Source organism: Nakamurella sp. UYEF19, assembly GCF_040546275.1.
Taxonomy (GTDB): domain Bacteria; phylum Actinomycetota; class Actinomycetes; order Mycobacteriales; family Nakamurellaceae; genus Nakamurella.
This window is the reverse complement of record NZ_JBEPNO010000021.1, coordinates 65,962-83,036: the sequence shown is the minus strand read 5'-3', so window position 1 is coordinate 83,036 and position 17,075 is coordinate 65,962. Positions and strand designations below refer to the sequence as shown.

Annotated in this window: 15 protein-coding genes; 12 read left to right on the top strand and 3 right to left on the bottom strand. The window is 68.7% G+C overall.

Going from position 1 to position 17,075, the window contains the following annotated elements:
* Positions 1-23: 23 nt before the first annotated feature.
* Positions 24-1,376 (bottom strand): peptidoglycan-binding domain-containing protein, encoded by a 1,353-nt coding sequence (locus ABIB25_RS22370; protein ID WP_354530734.1) that lies wholly within the window; start codon positions 1,374-1,376, stop codon positions 24-26.
* Positions 1,377-1,887: 511 nt separating this feature from the next.
* Here ABIB25_RS22370 and ABIB25_RS22365 point away from each other — a divergent pair.
* Positions 1,888-3,345 carry a GGDEF domain-containing protein gene (locus ABIB25_RS22365; protein WP_354530733.1) on the top strand — a complete coding sequence of 486 codons (1,458 nt, stop codon included), beginning with the start codon at positions 1,888-1,890 and terminating at the stop codon, positions 3,343-3,345.
* 15 nt (positions 3,346-3,360) lie between these two features.
* Positions 3,361-4,221 (top strand): acyltransferase domain-containing protein, encoded by an 861-nt coding sequence (locus tag ABIB25_RS22360; protein WP_354530732.1) that lies wholly within the window; start codon positions 3,361-3,363, stop codon positions 4,219-4,221.
* Between the two features lie 17 nt (positions 4,222-4,238).
* Here the strand turns inward: ABIB25_RS22360 and ABIB25_RS22355 are convergent, their stop codons facing one another.
* Positions 4,239-4,904, bottom strand: a complete 666-nt coding sequence (locus ABIB25_RS22355; RefSeq protein WP_354530731.1) for an SIMPL domain-containing protein — start codon at positions 4,902-4,904, stop codon at positions 4,239-4,241.
* Positions 4,905-4,985: 81 nt separating this feature from the next.
* Between ABIB25_RS22355 and ABIB25_RS22350 the strand changes: the two genes are divergently transcribed.
* The gene (locus ABIB25_RS22350) at positions 4,986-5,804 is read left to right on the top strand and encodes a serine hydrolase domain-containing protein (protein WP_354530730.1); all 819 of its coding nucleotides are present in this window, start codon (positions 4,986-4,988) and stop codon (positions 5,802-5,804) included.
* Between the two features lie 2 nt (positions 5,805-5,806).
* Here the strand turns inward: ABIB25_RS22350 and ABIB25_RS22345 are convergent, their stop codons facing one another.
* Positions 5,807-6,643, bottom strand: coding sequence for a TIGR03084 family metal-binding protein (locus ABIB25_RS22345; protein ID WP_354530729.1), 837 nt, complete (start codon positions 6,641-6,643; stop codon positions 5,807-5,809).
* A 226-nt stretch (positions 6,644-6,869) separates the two neighbouring features.
* On the opposite strand from ABIB25_RS22345, the gene ABIB25_RS22340 reads away from it, so the two are divergent.
* From ABIB25_RS22340 to ABIB25_RS22300, 9 genes are all read left to right on the top strand, one after another.
* Positions 6,870-7,004, top strand: a complete 135-nt coding sequence (locus ABIB25_RS22340; RefSeq protein ID WP_354530728.1) for a hypothetical protein — start codon at positions 6,870-6,872, stop codon at positions 7,002-7,004.
* A 110-nt stretch (positions 7,005-7,114) separates the two neighbouring features.
* Complete coding sequence (locus tag ABIB25_RS22335; protein ID WP_354530727.1) at positions 7,115-7,474, top strand: hypothetical protein; 360 nt, start codon at positions 7,115-7,117, stop codon at positions 7,472-7,474.
* A gap of 60 nt (positions 7,475-7,534) precedes the next feature.
* Entirely contained in the window at positions 7,535-8,293 is a 759-nt protein-coding gene (locus ABIB25_RS22330) for a hypothetical protein (RefSeq protein ID WP_354530726.1), read from the top strand.
* Positions 8,290-9,153 (top strand): FAD:protein FMN transferase, encoded by an 864-nt coding sequence (locus ABIB25_RS22325; protein WP_354530725.1) that lies wholly within the window; start codon positions 8,290-8,292, stop codon positions 9,151-9,153. The genes ABIB25_RS22330 and ABIB25_RS22325 overlap by 4 nt, the downstream gene beginning before the upstream one ends.
* The gene (locus ABIB25_RS22320; RefSeq protein WP_354530724.1) at positions 9,150-10,670 is read left to right on the top strand and encodes an FAD-dependent oxidoreductase; all 1,521 of its coding nucleotides are present in this window, start codon (positions 9,150-9,152) and stop codon (positions 10,668-10,670) included. Before ABIB25_RS22325 ends, ABIB25_RS22320 begins: the two co-directional genes overlap by 4 nt.
* Positions 10,671-10,762: 92 nt before the next feature.
* Complete coding sequence (locus ABIB25_RS22315) at positions 10,763-12,148, top strand: FAD-binding oxidoreductase (protein ID WP_354530756.1); 1,386 nt, start codon at positions 10,763-10,765, stop codon at positions 12,146-12,148.
* 3 nt (positions 12,149-12,151) lie between these two features.
* Positions 12,152-13,876 (top strand): CocE/NonD family hydrolase, encoded by a 1,725-nt coding sequence (locus ABIB25_RS22310; protein WP_354530723.1) that lies wholly within the window; start codon positions 12,152-12,154, stop codon positions 13,874-13,876.
* A gap of 66 nt (positions 13,877-13,942) precedes the next feature.
* A complete protein-coding gene (locus ABIB25_RS22305; RefSeq protein ID WP_354530722.1) occupies positions 13,943-14,476 on the top strand; it encodes a phosphate-starvation-inducible PsiE family protein in 534 nt (177 codons plus the stop codon).
* Positions 14,477-14,637: 161 nt separating this feature from the next.
* A complete protein-coding gene (locus ABIB25_RS22300) occupies positions 14,638-17,061 on the top strand; it encodes a DUF8508 domain-containing protein (RefSeq protein WP_354530721.1) in 2,424 nt (807 codons plus the stop codon).
* Positions 17,062-17,075 lie beyond the last annotated feature (14 nt).

Below are 17,075 nucleotides of genomic sequence, written 5' to 3'. Positions count from 1 at the left end.
TCGATGCCGCCGAACACACCCGGTCAGCACTCAGCGCGCTGGATCGCCTGCCAGGTGCGTCCGTCGAGCACGCCGTTGGCGGGCAGCTTGACCGATTGCTGGAACCTCAGCACCGCGGCTTTGGTCCCGGCGGTGAAGGTGCCCCAGTTGCCGCTCAGGTCGGACACGTTGAAGTTGAGGCGGTTGCCCAACACCCGCTGCACCTCGCCGATCCAGACGCCCTGCTGACCCACCGCGCTGTACTGGGGCAGGGCGTTGATGGAGGTCGGGCAGAGGCAGGAGACGTACTGGCCGGACGTATCCGGATTGCTGCCCTTGATGTAGGCGTCCGCCGGTCCGGAAAGCCGAGCGGCGCACCCGGCGTACGGCGAGGAGAAGGGACCTGCGTAGAGCACCAGGGTGTTGGTCTGGCTGGTGAAGATCTTGCACGACCCGGCCGAGTCGGCCGCGAGGGCGCCCGTCGGTACCTGGCCCGCCGCCTTCAGTCGGGCGACGTGTGCGGCGAAGGTCGCGGCGTCGAACTCCGAGGCCAACTGCACGATGTAGCCGGCATTGCAGGTGATGTTCTTCTGCGGCACGCCCAACACCACCGCCGGGGTGGTCGGCGTCGGTGGCGCGGTCGTCTTCGGCGCCGTCTTCGGCGGCGTCGTCGTCTTCGGCGGGGTGGGTGTGGGCGTCGCCTTCGGTGGGGTCGTCCGGGGCAGCGTGGTCCTGGCCGTACCCGCGCCCGGTTTCGTGGCGACCGTACGGGTCGGGGCCTGGGTCACCGTCACCGTTCGGGCCGGCGTCGGTGTCACCGGCACCACACTGCTCGGCGGGCCGCTGGTTGCTCCGTCATTCGGGGCGGGGGCGGGGGCGACCGAATTCGGCGCGCTGACGCTCGGACTGCTGGCCACCGCCGTCGGCTGGCCGTCCTTGTCGGCGACATTGCCGGCGCCGCCGAGATGGGGCGCGATGAGAATGGCTGCCACCAGCACGATCACGGTGGCGGCCGCGATGGCCAACACGGCGTAGATCGCCTTGCGTCGACGGACCGGCCGGGGCGCCAACGCTCCGCCGGCACCCTCGGTCGCGACGACCGGGTACATGCCGGTCCAGCCGGGGAACAGTCCGGTCTGCGGGCCGATCGGCGCCGCCCCGGGCTCTGGGGCCTGCGACCACGCCTGCGACGCGCCGGCACCTGCGGTTGGCACCATCTCGGTGGGGAACATCTCCGGGGTGGCCCGCAGCGGTCCGTCGGACCGGGGCACTGCGGGGAGCGACGGGATCGTCGGCAACTCGGCATCGGCATACGCCTGACGGCTCGCTCCGGTCCAGACGGGTTCACCCGACGAGATCGTTCTGGTGCCACAGTGCGGGCAGAACTGGCTGTCCACAACCGAACCGCATCCGGGACAGGGACGCGCGCCCCGAGCTTCCGCCATTGCGTTGCACCTCCTCGTCGAGCCCGATGATCGGGGTTCATTCTGCCGGTGAGGTCGTGCTCCCGCGGTCCGAGCGGGCCGACCCGTCCACCCGGGCTTCCCTCAGCGCAGGCATCACCGCAGGTGGAGAGGGATCATCCGCAGATGGGTGGACTTTGACCACTTCGCCCTCCGATCGGTCACAACAGGCCCGGAGCAGATCGGGCGTCGGTCATCCGATCAGACCAGCAATTACTTCCCCGACCGACAATGCTCTGCGCCGATGCCACGTTTCCCGGCCGGAAAATCCATCCTCCAGTAGAAAACTACTTGGTGTGACCGCACAAACGGTGGAACGGCCACCTCGAAGTGGTGGCTCCCCCACGTTCTGTTGCCCCGCGCGGTCCGGACTCGCCACACTTCATACGAGCAGAGGTCGTTTCGCCGATGCTGGACGTTCGGCTGGCCGATGCGAGAAGGTGACATGGTACGGGCAGCATCGACCTCTTCTCGTGGCCCGCTCGTGGTGTCGGCCCTCGTCGCGTTCGCTGGCGTCGTCGTCGCTCTCTGGCTCTGCCAGCTGTCTGTCCCCCATGCGTGGCAGATCACCGCGGTGTTGTGCGCCGTGGCGATCGTCGGATTCATCGCCGGCGAATACGCACAGACTCCCATTCCCGAGGCCGCGCAGCCGTGGAACGTCCATGCGATCTGGCTGGTGCCCTCCGTCCTGCTCACCGGACCTCGCCAGTTCCTCCCGCTGCTGCTGCTCTCCCTGGCGGCGACGCTCTGGCCGTCCTCGCGGCAGGCGCTCCGCAGCCGACTCCCGGTCGCGGCCAACACGGTCGTCGGGTGCGCGGTGCTCTACGGCGTCAGCCGGATCACCGGCAGATGGCAGTGGGGGCTCGCCGTCGGGCTGCCCGTGCTGCTGGTGCTGGCGGGCGCGATGGCGGTGCTCGGCCCGCGGTGGACCGGCGTGGCCACCCGCTCGGGATTCGTCCGCGAATGGCACTGGACGGCCATCGAAGTCTGCTCGGCGTGCACCGCCTGCCTCGTCACGGTGGCCATGTCGGATCAACCGGTGGTCGGGCTGACCGCCATCCCGCCGATGGTTCTCGCCGTCTTCGCGCTTCGCTGGCCGGAGCTGACCAGCCGTGCCCGCACCGACGACAAGACCGGACTGCCCAACGCCGGACGCTGGGAGGATCTGTCCCGCCGCGCACTGCAGACCAGCATGCTGACCGGCCGGCCGGTATCGCTGCTGATCATCGACATCGATCACTTCAAGGCCGTCAACGACACCTACGGCCATCTCGCCGGTGACGGCATCCTGATTTCTGTGGCGGAGTGCATCCGGACGGCGTTGGGCCCCGGTGATCTGGTCGGTCGATTCGGCGGCGAGGAGTTCGTGGTCACCACCGTCGACCTGCACGAGTCGGCGTCACTGGCCCTCGCCGAGCGAATTCGTCGCCGGATCGCCTCGACCAGTCACCAGGTGGTCACCCGTGAGGGCGTTGCGGTGGTGGCCGCTCCGGTGACGTGCACCATCGGCGTGGCGAGCAGCGAAACGCTCGGCCACGAACACACGACCCTGCTGCGCCGCGCGGACGCGGCGTTGTCCACCGGCAAGCGCTCGGGTCGTGACCAGGTCGTCCGCGCGACGGCAGTCGGCCGTCCGGCCTTGCCTTCGGCCGGCGCGGACCACCCACGGCTCACCCAGCTGTCCCATCCGGGCGGGATCGTGCCCGTCCAGTTGACGCCCCAGCAACATCCGGTCGGCAGCCGGTCCGTCAACCGCGCGGGGCTGCCGGCCCGTCCTGCGTCCCGCCCCGCCCCGCTGGTCACCAGGAACTCCGAAACCGGCGCACTCGGGGCGCTACCCGTCCAGCGATCTCGTGTCACGACGACCAGGCCGATCCCCCGGAGCCACGAGACCGAGGCCTGAGGCAGACTCACCCGCATGCCCGAGTCCAGCAGGAGTGCTCAACCGCAGATCATCTCGGACGACGTCGCCACCCTGCTGGATCTCGATCCGCTCGATCGGCAGGGCGCCGAGGCTCTCCTGCAGCAGTCGATCGGGTCGCCCGGCGTCGCAGAAGCGCTCGGGGTGCTGGAGGCGCGACTGGGGACTTTTCCGTCGGGCCCGCCGACATCCGAACTGGCACAGGACGTCTGGATCTGCGCCATGGTCCTGTTCGCCCCCCGTGTCCAGCAGTGGCACCTCGGGCAATCAGTTGATGACGAGATCAGTCGCGCCACGCTGGCGGATGTCGGGCGGCAGTTCCGCCTGCACCGCATCACGCACGGGGAGTTCGGGCTCGAGACCTGGTGGTGGTTGAGCAACCATCTGGCCGGCGGATGCTTCGAGCTGGGGCGGCTGCACGTCATCCTGCGCCGCCTGAGCCCGGGCGAGCCTTCCCCGCCCCGTAACCCGCAGTGGATCCTCGATGTGCACATCCCGCCGACCGGGCCGCTGACCCACGCAGCTGTCGAAAGCTCCTTCGCACAGGCGATCCCGTTCTTCCGGCGACACTTCCCGGACCGTCCCGCCGACACGGCGGTCTGCTTCTCCTGGTTGCTGGACCCGTATCTCGCCGAGCACCTGCCGACCAGCAACATCGCCCGGTTCCAACAGCTGTTCCATCGGCACGGCGAAGACCGCCCGAGTCAGAAAGACGCCATCTACTTCGTCTTCCGGACCAGGAACCTCGATGACCTCGACCGTCTACCGCGCGACACGGCGTTGCAGCGACTGGTGCTGGACCGGATCGCTGCCGGTGGGACCTGGCAGTGCTGTCACGGCTTCCGGCACCTCGCCTGACGACGCAACACCACCCATCAGCCCGATTCGGCGAACAACCACCGAGCGGTGAGCGAGGCGCTCAGCGCCATGTCGCCGGTGGCGACCGGCATCTTCGCCGCGGCCCGGAAACCGGCGCTGCCCGAGATGGGTTGCGCTCCATCACCTTGGCGCTCCTCGATCCAGCTCAGCTCGCCGAGCAGCCGGCCCGCCAGACCGGCAAGGTGCGAGGCTTTGGCCATCGCATCTGCGAAGGCGATCTCCCGAGCCTCACGAAGCGCCGATTCCGGGTTCGACGGAGTCAGCGCGACGCTGTCGATTCGCACGCCCTCACCGCCGCCCACTGCGACGTCGGTGAGCATCCGTTCGAGTCCGGCCAGACCGGGGAGGTGGACGATCAGCCGCTGGCCCGCCTGATAACCCATCAGGAACTCGCGGTTGTCACGCCATTCGATCTGCGGTCCGAGGGTCAGATCCGCGGTCCGCACCGAACGCGAGTCGGCGCCGTCATCCGCAAGGATCGCCATCACCCTGGTGGCGGTGTGGGCTGCCGCCTGGAAGGCCGCACCGGCATCCGGTCTGACGACGCTCACCCCCAGCGTCACCGTGACCTGGTCGACCGCGGCGGCGGCCGATCCGTTGCCGGTCACCGTCACGCCTGCGCGCCGACGGCCCTGCGAGTTACCTCGGTCCCGATGATCCATGCCTGCAGTCTGCCCCGCCGGGCCCGACGGTGCGCGGTGTCGGTGTCCGTGGAACCCTTCCGGAACTGCTTGACTAGCCGGATGGATCTGCAAGCCGAGATCGACACGTGGCCGGTCGGCCGGGGTGCCGTCGCAGTGATCGGGCCGACCGGAGTTCTGGATCGTCATGAGACCGACGATGCATCAGACCTTTTCGAGTGGGCGTCGGTCACCAAACTGCTCACTTCCCTGACGGTGCTGGACGCCTGCGCCGACGGCACCGTGTCGCTGGATGATCCGGCCGGCCCGCCTGGCTCGACCGTCGCCCATCTGCTGGCCCACGCCGCCGGGCTCAGGTTCGAGGCGGGCGAGCCGGTCGCGCTGCCCGGACTCCGCCGGACCTACTCGAACCATGGGTACGAGTTGCTCGCCGCGCATCTGGAGACGGCCGCCGGGGGTCCGTTCGCGGACGAGCTCGTCGGCCGGGTCCTGACCCCGCTCGGCCTGACCCGAACCGTCCTCGAAGGTTCTTCGGCAAGTGGCGCGGTCGGACCGCTCGACGACCTGATCCTGCTGGCGCTGGAGTTCCTCGACCCGGTACACCTCGGTGCGGAGATCATCGGCTGGGCGAGCACTCTCGCGTTTCCCGGCCTGGCCGGGATCCTGCCGGGATTCGGCCGGCAGACGCCCAACGACTGGGGCCTGGGCTGCGAGATCCGCGACCACAAGAGCCCGCACTGGACCAGCCCCGACAACAGCCCGCGCACCTTCGGCCACTTCGGTCAGTCCGGCAGCTTCCTGTGGATCGATCCGGAGGCACGCCTGGCCTGTGTGAGCCTGTGCGACACCAGGTTCGGTCCGTGGGCGACCACCGCCTGGCCGGCACTGTCGACCGCCGTCCTCCGGAACTACGCCACCTGATCTCAGGATGCGGTGCGGATGAAGGAGTCCGGACCTCCACCAGGATTGGCCACGACGGAATTCGGACCGTCACTGGGTCGGCCGGCGAAAGTCTGGGCGATCGAGAGCCACTCGGCAGCCGGCCCAGGGGTGGCGCTCACATTGACCTCGGCCAGCGAACGCCGCTGGGTGACGACCAGGCCGAAATCCCAGGCGTCACCGACGATCCGGGCCGGCGACTGCTCGTCACCCCAGGTCCAGACCTGACCGGCCGGGGCGACGAGTTCGACCCTGACGTCCACCTCGGGCATCACCAGACCACGGTTGTCGTAGGAGAACCGGCGGGTCAGCACCCCGAGATGGCACACGTGCCGGACCCGCTGGCTGGGCAGGCGCATCAGACCGAGCGCGTCGTGGATGTCCTGGCTGTGGGCCCACGTCTCCATCAGACGCGCGCTCGCCGAGGACGCCGCGCTCATGGACGGCCCGAACCAAGGCCGTCTGGCCTCCGGACCGACCTCCACCAATGCGCCAATCACGGCGCCCCTGGTCTTCACGAACCAGTCGAGAACCTTCGGGGCTGGTAGAGCACGCCGCTCCCGGCTGATCACGTCGACCCAATCGATTCCGGCCGCGGTGACAGATTCCGCGGTCGCGGTGAACTCCTCGGGACGGGTGAGTGCCAGGCTCGTCATCTGGTCGAAGAACGCGAGGTGCACGACCTGGTCGTGGATGTCCCAGCCAACCGCAGGGGTGGCGAGCGACCACGCCGGATCGTCCAGCTCGAAGAGGGTGGAGAGCAGTTCTTCTCCTTCAGCGCGCAGATCGTCGAGGAGGGCGCGATAGCTGTCCTGATTCATCGCCATCATCCACCGTCCGATCCTCGATCGACACGCCTGCCCGCGCGGGAACACCCTCGATCCACCGACCCGCCGCGATGGGGAAACCCTGTCGTCGACCGGGAGCCGGTTGCTCCACAGTATGTTCCGAAAGCCCCGAAAACGCACCCGTTTTCGACCGGTTCGCGATTGCTCGTCTCCCGACCCGGTGTGTCGTTCGCCTGCCGACGCGTGATGGGCATGGGCAATGACCTCGGCGACGACTCGGCTGATCGGCTACACGTTCCTCGCCGCCGCGGGTACGGACACGAACACGCTGCCCGACACGCTCGAGTTGGTGCAGAAGGCAACGGCAAAGATGCTGGCCCGGGGCCTGGGCTGATCGCCAGGGCGACACCGTCGACCTCCGCGCGGTCGCACCCTGCCTGTTCCACAACGCCTGCGCGAGTGGGGTTCGAGTTCGCAGGAACTCGGCGCCGAGCAGGTCGGCCCATGGCCTGGGCCGGTACTTTCGTCTCGGTCACTGGGACGAAAGGCGTTGCGTTCGTGACCTACCCCATTCCACCGGATGGCCGCTCGCTGGACGACCTGCCGCTCGCCGCCCCGCCACTCGATCCTGCCTCCCACCATCGGGCGCAGGCGGCGACGTTGTTGGAAGCTGCCATCCACGCGGTGGGGAACCAGGCCACGGTCGCCGTGGCCGCGGCCCAGGCCCACGCCAACCTGGCGATGGCCGAGGAGATGCGCACCGCCAATCTCATCGAGGCGTTCCGCATCCCCAAGGTCACCGACGAGAGTTCCAAGGCGACCCTGCAGATCGTCGCAGCACGACTGGCGCTCGAGCTCGACTGAGCTCCGCGCCAATCCGAGAGGCCTTCCGCGGCGTACTCCTTGCGACGAGAGGAGCACAGCATGCGTACCAACCGCACCGGATACCTGATGGCCATGCTGGCGGGCCTCGCGATCGTCGGCGCGTCGACCGGCGGAGTGGTCGCCGCCACCTCGCACCACAACGACACCTTGGCCGCTGACGCCAGTGCGTCGGCAGCCGCCCAGAGCTCAACGGCCGCAGCCAGTTCAGCCGCCTCCAGTTCGACCACCTCCGGTTCGACCGCCTCCAGCTCGGCCGCCTCCAGCTCGGCCACCTCCAGTTCGGCCGAATCCAGTTCGGCCGAAGTCGCTCCCTCTAGCGCGGCCGCGAGCAGCGCACCCCGAGCCACCACGGCGAGGACCCCCGCCTCCAGGACTCCGGCCTCCACCACCACCGCGCCGAAGACCACCGCACCGCCGACGACGAGCAAGCCCAGCACCAGCGCACCAACCACCAGCAAGCCCAGCATCAGCACCAGCACCGCCGCCGCGGCATCGCAGTTCAAGGACGGCACGTACTCGGCCACCGGCTCGTACAACAGCCCCGGCGGGACCGAGAAGCTCGGCGTGACGCTGACGATCGCCTCCGACAAGGTCACCAAGTCCGAACTGGACCTACTCGGAGGTGCGGGCCTGAGCCATTCCTTCCAGGCGGCCTTCGCCGCCGGCTACTCCGATCTCGTCATCGGCAAGGACATCTCCGGCATCACGCTGGGTGCGGTGTCCGGATCCTCGCTCACCGGAATGGGTTTCAACGATGCACTGAAGCAGATCGAATCCCAAGCACGCAGCCAGCAATGAGTCCGTCGCGCGAGGTCTTCGACGCCATCGGGACGTCGTGGTCGATCGAGACTGCTACCGCACTTCCCACGCCGTTGCTGGTCACCATCCACCAGCGTATCGAGCAGTTCGACCGCACCTACTCCCGGTTCCGCCCCGATTCTTTGGTCAGCGCCTTCGCGGCGACCGGCGGATCGTGCGAGTTCCCACCCGATGCCATTGCGCTGCTTCATCTCTACCGAGAGTTGTACGAACTCACCGGTGGCCGTGTCAGCCCGCTGGTCGGCTCGGCACTGGAGCATCTCGGGTACGACGCCGGCTATTCGCTCCGCCGCCGACCGGGTTCGGCAACCGTCCCCCGGTGGACCGACGTGCTGACGGTGGAAGGGACCACCGTGTCGGCACGGAAGCCGGTACTGCTCGACTTCGGCGCAGCCGGAAAAGGTTACCTGATCGATCTTCTCGCCTTGATCCTGCGGGAGCACGACGTCGGGGACTATCTCGTCGACGGCAGCGGAGATCTCGCGCGGCGCGGGCAGGACGTCTTCCGGGTCGGCCTGGAACATCCCGCCGATCCGACGAAGGTGATCGGAGTGGCGAACGTGACCTCCGGAGCTCTCTGCGGATCGGCCGGCAATCGCCGCGCGTGGGGCGACGGGCTGCACCACATCGTCGATCCGCGGACCGGCGAGCCGGCCACCGAGATCCTGGCCACCTGGGTGGTCGCGGAATCCGCCTTGATCGCCGACGGACTGGCTACCGCCCTGTTCTTCGCCGAACCCCGCGATCTCGCAGCACGATTCAGCTTCAGCTATGTCCGGATGCCCGCCACCGGCGGTGTCGAGTACTCGACCAACTTCGACGGAGAACTGTTCACATGACGGTGTCAGCACTCAAGACGAACTTCGACACGGTGATCGGCAAGGTCACCATGTACCGCCTCGTCTCGCTGTGTCTGGCGGTCCTGGCCGTGCTGGCCTTCCTGTTCAGCGCGACGAACAAGATCGCCTACACCCCAGGGGCCATGGGCGCGACACTTGGCCTGCTGCTGATCGTCACGATCGTCAGCGGCCGCCTGTTCGCAGTGCTCTTCCGGGCCAGGGCGCACACCGAGTCCTCGATCATCACCGCTCTGCTGCTGTTCTTCATCCTGCAACCGACCAACGACCTCACCACGCTCGGTCAAGTAGCCCTCGCAGCCGTGTTCGCCTCCGCCTCCAAGTACCTCCTGGCGGTCCGCGGGCGGCACATCTTCAACCCTGCCGCCGTCGGGGCCGTCTGGCTGGCCGTCTTCCACTTCTATCTGGCCTTCTGGTGGATCGCCAGCCCGATCATGTTGCCCGGCACCGTCATCCTGGCGTTCGTCGTCCTCTACCGGACCAGGCGGCTGCCACTGGGGGCCGTCTTCGCGCTGGTTGCCGCGGTGATCCTGATGAGCCGCAGCCTGTCGAGCGGCACGGATTTCGCGGACGCGCTGAAGTTCACCTTCGCGCAGACGCCGCTGGTGTTCTTCGCCGGATTCATGCTGAGCGAGCCGCTCACCCTGCCGCCCGCCCGCTGGCAGCAGCTCACCGTCGCAGCGGCGGTCGGCGTGCTGTTCTCCGTCCCGATCACGATCGGCACGTTCTCCGTCGGCCCGGAGACGGCGCTGATCGTCGGCAACGCCCTGGCTTTCGCCTTCGGGCAACGCAAGGCCGTCGAACTCGTCCTGACGGCCAAGAAGGCGCTGTCCCCCACCGCGATGGAGTTCGTCTTCGCCCCGCGCAGTGGGATCGCCTTCAAGGCCGGTCAGTACCTGGAGCTCTCGCTCCCCCACGCCAAGACCGATTCACGAGGTAGTAGAAGAGCTTTCAGCATCGCCTCGGCCCCCCAGGAGGCCGGCGCCGTCCGGATCGGGATCAAGGTGCCGGAACGGGCCAGCTCGTTCAAGTCCGCGCTGCGTGATCTGCCGATCGGCGAGACCGTTCGTGCCACCGGCGTTTCGGGCGACTTCCTGCTGCCCCGGAACACCAGCACCCCGATCCTGCTGGTGGCGGGCGGGATCGGGATCACCCCGTTCATCAGCCAGCTGGGTTCGTTGCCCGGCGACCACCGACGCGACGTCGTCCTGGTCTATGCGGCCGGCGACGCCGCGGAGGTCAGCTACCTCGATGAACTGCAGGCCGCCGGCGTCCGGTCCGTCGTCATCACCAAGGACGGAAGCGCCCAGCTTCCGGCCGGCTTCGAATCCGTCACCGCCGCGAGGCTGGACCGGGAGCTGCTGGCCCGGCTCGTCCCGGACATCGACAAACGGCACGTGTACATCTCCGGGCCGCCGTCGCTGGTCGGATCCATCGGCGACGCCGCCCGTGCGCTCAAGGCCAGGAAGATCGAGAAGGACTACTTCAGCGGGTACTGACGCCACCGGTCGTACGCTCGGGTCATGACGCAGCAGGGGGCGCACGCATGACCACCACCGTGGCATCACCGCAGGGACGTGGGGCGGCCGCGATGTCGACCGTGGTCGAACTCCTCGGCCGGGAGCTGCCCGCCGACCGATTGGTGGTCGATCCGGAGGTCCTGGCGAGCCTGTCCCACGACGAGGCCGAATGGGCGGAGGTCGGAACCGCGGCCGTCGCTCTGCGCGCTCGCAGCGAGTCCGACGTGCAGATCGCCGTCCGGGTCGCTGCCGCCCTCGGCGTCCCGCTGGTGGCCCGCGGCGCGGGAACCGGCCTGTCCGGCGGCGCCAACGCAGTCGACGGATGCATCGTGCTCGACCTCTCGCAGATGACGTCGATCCTGGAGATCGACGCCGACAACCTGATCGCCCGGGTGCAGCCCGGCGTCGTCAACAACGACCTGAAGGCCGCGGTCGCGCAGGCGGGCCTCTGGTATCCGCCGGACCCGGCGAGCGCGCCGTGGTCGACGATCGGCGGCAACGTCGCCACCAACGCCGGGGGTCTGTGCTGCCTCAAGTACGGCGTGACCCGCGACTACGTCCTCGGCCTGCGGGCTGTCGTCGGCGGCGACGCGGGTTACGGGACTGCGGTTCCCCTCGGCCGACAGACCAGCAAAGGTGTTGCCGGGTACGACATGACGGCCCTGATGGTCGGCTCCGAGGGCACCCTGGGGATCGTCACCGAGGTGACCCTGCGGCTCCGACCCGCGCTGACCGGCACTCCCCGCACGGTGGTCGGTGCCTTCGGATCCCTCGTCGACGCGGGCCGCGCCGTCGCCCTGACCACCAGGCGCGGACTGATCCCGTCGGCGCTGGAACTCCTGGACCGCATGTGCCTGCGGGCCGTCGAGGACTGGAAGCACCTGGGAATCGAGGCCGACGCCGCCGGGCTGCTGCTCGCGCGGATCGACACTCCCGGCGACGCGGGCGAGGCCGAGGCTCGGGCCCTGGCCGAGACCTTCGAATCCGCCGGCGCACTCTGGGCGACCCAGTCGACCGACGCGCTCGAGGCCGAGGCGCTCTTCGAGGCCCGCCGTTTGGCGTACCCGGCGCTGGAGCGACTCGGCCCGGTCCTGACCGAGGACATCTGCGTGCCGCGATCCCGCATCCCGGAGATGCTGGGGCGCATCGAACAGATCGCTACCACCCACGAACTGACCATCTCCACCATCGCCCACGCGGGTGACGGCAACCTGCACCCGCTGATCCTGACGCCCGTCGGCGACGACGCCGCCCGAGCCAGGGCGCAACTGGGATTCGAGGAGATGCTGGACGCCGCCCTGGGTTTCGGTGGAACTGTCACCGGCGAGCACGGCGTCGGACTGCTCAAGCGCGGTGGCCTGGAGCGGGAACTGGAGCCCGGTTCGATGTCGATGCAGCGCTCCGTGCGCCGAGCCCTCGACCCGCTCGGCATCTTCAACCCGGGAAAGGTGCTGTGACGCGTGCTGCTGGACCCCCTGCTGGACACGATGTTCGACAAAGTTGTTCACCTTCCGCCCACCCGGACCCGCAAAGTGCAGGTGGACAAGAACATCGGCGTCCCGATGGACGACGGTGCGGTCCTGGTGGCCGACCACTACTGGCCGGGTGACAGCCGTTCCACCGGCAGTGCCGACGACCCGGTGGTGTTGATGCGCACCCCGTACGGCCGCGCCTCGTTCATGCCGCTGCTCGCCAGGGCGTTCGCCGCCCGCGGCGCGCAGGTCGTGATGGTGAGCTGCCGCGGTACTTTCGGCTCCGCCGGGGAGTGGATGCCCATGCGGGACGAAGCGCCCGACAGCCTGGCGACCTACCGCTGGCTGGAGGCGCAGCCGTGGTTCGGCGGGCAGGTGGTCCTCGCCGGGTACAGCTACCTCGGATACACCCAGTGGGCGCTGGCCACCCAGATCCCCGATCGGATCGCGGCGATGGTCCCGCACGTCACGTCGTCGCGGCTGACGATGCCGTTCGTCCGGGAGGATGCCCTGGACTGGGACCTGCTGGTGCGGTGGCATTTTGGACTCGAGCACCAGGAGGACTCCCGCGCCGCCCTACGATCGGCGCTCAAGCTCGACGAGAAGAGAGTGCAGCAGGCTCTCCTCACCCTGCCCCGCGAGACAGTCGACCAGGACCTGGCCGGGCATCGGTGGCAGTTCTTCCAGGACTGCCTGCGGCACAGCACCTCTGATCCGCACTGGCGTCCGGTCGATCACAGTGGCGCCGTCGCCACCACGACGACACCGGCGAGCTACGTCGCCGGCTGGTACGACATCTTCCTGCAGGACCAGCTCCGCGACCACGCTGCGACGATGGCGGCCGGCACCCCGCACCGCCTGACGATCGGGCCCTGGGTGCACGGATCGTCCGCCGGGCTGGGCGCCGCTGCCGCGGAGACGCTGTACTTCGCGCTGCCCTTGGCCAAGGGCCGCTCCCCCGGCGAGCGGGCGCTGGTGCGCCTCTACATCATGGGAACGGGCGAGAAGGGTTCTCCCGCCCCGGGAATCGCGGTCCGGCCGCCCGAGCCGTGGCGCGATTTCGACAGGTGGCCACCGGGTGGCTACCGGCCGACCCGACTACATCTGACGCCCACCGCCGGCCTGACGGTTCCCGCACCCACCGAGGGTGGCCCAGACGCACCAGGCCCGTCGCACTTCCGCTACGACCCGGCCGATCCGACTCCGTCCTGCGGAGGTCCGTTCCTGGGCGCGGCAGCAGGTCCGAAGGACAACCGCCCACTGGAGAAGCGCGACGACGTGCTGACTTTCACCACCGAGCCACTGACCGCGGACGTGGAGGTGATCGGCGAGGTGTCGGCCGAGATCTGGTTCGCCTCCGACCTGGGCTCCGCCGACGTCTTCGTCCGGCTCTGCGACGTCGAGCCGTCCGGCCGCTCGACGAACATCTGCGACGGCATCGTCGGCATCGCGAGCGGGTCCGACACGGAGACCGCTGTCATGGTGCCGGTCACGCTCTGGCCGACGGCCTACCGCTTCCGCCGTGGCCACCGGATCCGGGTGCAGGTCTCCAGCGGTTCGCACCCCCGCTACGCCCTGAACCCCGGGACGGGCGAACCGCGGGCGAGCGCGACCCGGATGCTCATCGCCGACCAACGGGTGTGGCACGACGCCGACCATCCGTCGGCCATCGTCCTGCCGGTCGCTGACGCGCACCGCGCGACCCTGACCTGATGCCCGGCGAGGAGACGAAAGTAAAGGATTGCCCAGGTCGCCCTTGAAATCGGGCATGATCGCATGATGCCGGATCCGCAGATGCAGCAGAAGCAGCCGCCGAAGAAGACCGCCAGGCCGGGCTACCTCCGGGCCGGAGATCGGGCACTGGAATGGGTCGAGGCCATCCTGTATCTCGGCATCGCGATCTTCCTGCTGATCACCGCCATTTCGCTGCTGGTCGTCGCCGGGCGCGAGACCGGAAGCCTGTTCAGCTCCGCGGCGGCCACCGGCGATGCCGCGGTCAAGGTGCTCGACATCCTGCTGCTGGTCTTCATCGTCGTCGAGCTGCTGTTCGCCGTCCGGACGACCGTCGTCAAACGTGAACTCGTGGCCGAGCCGTTTCTGCTGGTCGGGATCATCGCGTCGATCAAAGAAATCGTCGTGCTGTCGGTGAAGGCCGCCGACCAGGTCGGCAAAGGCCCGGAGTTCTCCGACTCGGTGCGCGAGATCGCGATCCTCGGCGCGCTCGTCCTGGTGCTGGGCGTCACCGCCTACCTGCTGCGCCGCAAGGAACGCGAGCCGGTCGAGGGTGATGATCTGGACAAGCAGCCAGAATAGAGACAATGAGGTTCAGAAAGAACATCCCGGTGTGAACAGGCTGGTCGAATCGAGTATTTAACCTGATTGCCACCGAATATTTGACGTTGCGCCGCAGGAAATCGGCGGGCAGGCAGAGACAATGAGCCCGGCACAGCCCACACCCACCGGAGGCACAGGACATGAGCCGACAGCGCTCACCACGTTCACCACTGCGGATCGCACTCGTCACGGCCCTGGCGGCGGCAACGATCGTCATCGTCGGTCAGCCGGCCTCCGCCGTCCCGTCGAGCACGGTGGTGGTGAGCGAGGCCTACGGCGGGGGCGGCAACAGCGGCGCCACCCTGACGAACGACTTCATCGAGTTGCAGAACCGCAGCGGAGCCGCCGTCGACGTCACCGGATGGTCGGTCCAGTACCACCCCGCAGGCTCGGGCTCGTGGCAGAGCACGCCGCTGACCGGCACGATCGCACCCGGCGCCTTCTACGTCGTCACCGAGGCCAAGGGGACGGGTGGCACCGTTCCGGTCCCCGGTCAGGCCACCGGGACCATCGCGATGAGCGGTACCGGCGGGACCGTCGCCCTCGTCACCAACGCCACAGCGTTGAACTGCCAGGATTCTTCCGCCTGCCAGACCGCCGCACTGGACCTCATCGGGTACGGCGCGGCCGCGATCGCCGAGGGCGCCCCGGTGCCGGGTGCGAGCAACACAGCGTCGGTCGCGCGCAAGACCACGGCGGACACGGACTCCAATGTCGCGGACTTCGCAGCGGGCGATCCGACCCCCGGGGCGGCCGGTACCGTCGTCGACCCTCCCCCGCCGACCGAGCCACCGGTCCCCGGACCCTTGCGGATCCACGACCTGCAGGGCGCATCCTTCGTCTCGCCGCTGAACGGGCAGAGCGTCACGAACGTGCCGGGGATCGTCACCGCCGTCCGTGCGGCAGGTAGCAGCCGCGGCTTCTACCTGCAGGATCCGACCCCGGACATGAACCCGGCCACCAGCGAGGGCATCTTCGTCTTCACCTCGACACCTGCTGTCGCAGTGGGCGACTCGGTCGTGGTGTCCGGTACCGTGCAGGACTTCTACGCCGGCGGGACGCCGGACGTCGCCACCACGCTGTCGACCACCGAGATCACCCGCCCGACGGTTGCGAAGATCAGCAGCGGGAATGCCCTGCCGGCACCGGAAGTCATCACCCCGACGACGGTCCCGGAGCTCTACGCGCCGGATCTCGGTGGCGCGAACATCGAGACCACACCCATCACGCCGACCCGGTCGGCGCTGGACTTCTGGGAGTCACGCGAGGGCATGCGCGTGGAGGTCGACGACGCCAGGGTGATCGGACCGACCAGCTCCTTCGGCGAGCAGTTCATCACCACCAAGCCGGCCAAGAAGGCCAGCTACCGCGGCGGCAGTGTCCTGACCGCGGAGAACGCCACCCCGTCCGGTCGCGTGCAGATCGTCCCGGTGATCCCGAACGTCCAGGTCAGCGTCGGTGACGTCTACAGCGGCGCCACGGTCGGCCCGGTCGACTACTCGCAGTTCGGCGGCTACCTGATCGCCGCCACGCAGCTCGGCACCGTCAGCCCGGGCGGCATCGCCCCGGTGGTCGCCACCACGCCGGCGGCCCGTCAGCTCTCGATCGCCACCTACAACGTGGAGAACCTGGCCCCGGGCGACGCACCCTCCAAGTACGCCGCGCTGGCCAAGGGCATCGTCACCAACCTCGCCGCGCCGGACATCATCGCGGTCGAGGAGATCCAGGACAACGACGGGGCGAGCAACACCCCGGTCGTGGGTGCGGACGCCACCATCTTGAAACTGACCGACGCCGTCGTCGCGGCCGGCGGACCCCGGTACTCCTCGCGGGAGATCGACCCGGCCGACGACAAGGACGGCGGCCAGCCGGGCGGCAACATCCGGAACGTCTTCCTGTTCAACCCGGCCAGGGTGACCTTCGTCGACCGCGGCGCGGCCACGGCGGATCGCACCAACACCGCTACCGGGGTGACGGGCTACTTCGGCAACCCGTCGCTGACGCTCTCGCCCGGACGGATCGACCCGACGAATACCGCCTGGACCACGAGCCGCAAGCCGCTGGTCGGTGAGTTCCGATTCCGCGGCCTCCCGGTGTTCTTGGTGGCCAACCACTTCAACTCCAAGGGTGGCGACGGCAACGCCGACGGCCGGTACCAGTACCCGGTACGATCCTCCGAGGTCCAGCGGCAGCAGCAGGCGTTGCTGGTGCACAACTTCGTGCAGAGCATCCTGAAGAAGAACCCGCTCGCGCAGACCGTCGTGCTCGGCGACCTGAACGACTACCAGTTCAGCCCCGCGCTGAAGGTGCTCAAGACCGGCAAGGCCGACGGCACCGGGCGCCCACTGCTGATCGACCTGATCGCCACGTTGCCCAACTCCCAGCAGTACACCTATGTCTACCAAGGGATCTCGCAGGTGCTGGACCACATCCTGGTCACCCCCGGCACCTATCTGACGGGGTCGGTCGACTACCAGGTGATCCACATCAACAGCGAGTTCGCAAACCAGACCAGCGACCACGACCCCCAGGTCGTCCGGCTGTTCGGCTCCTACCGACGGTAGCCCGGGTGCGGGCC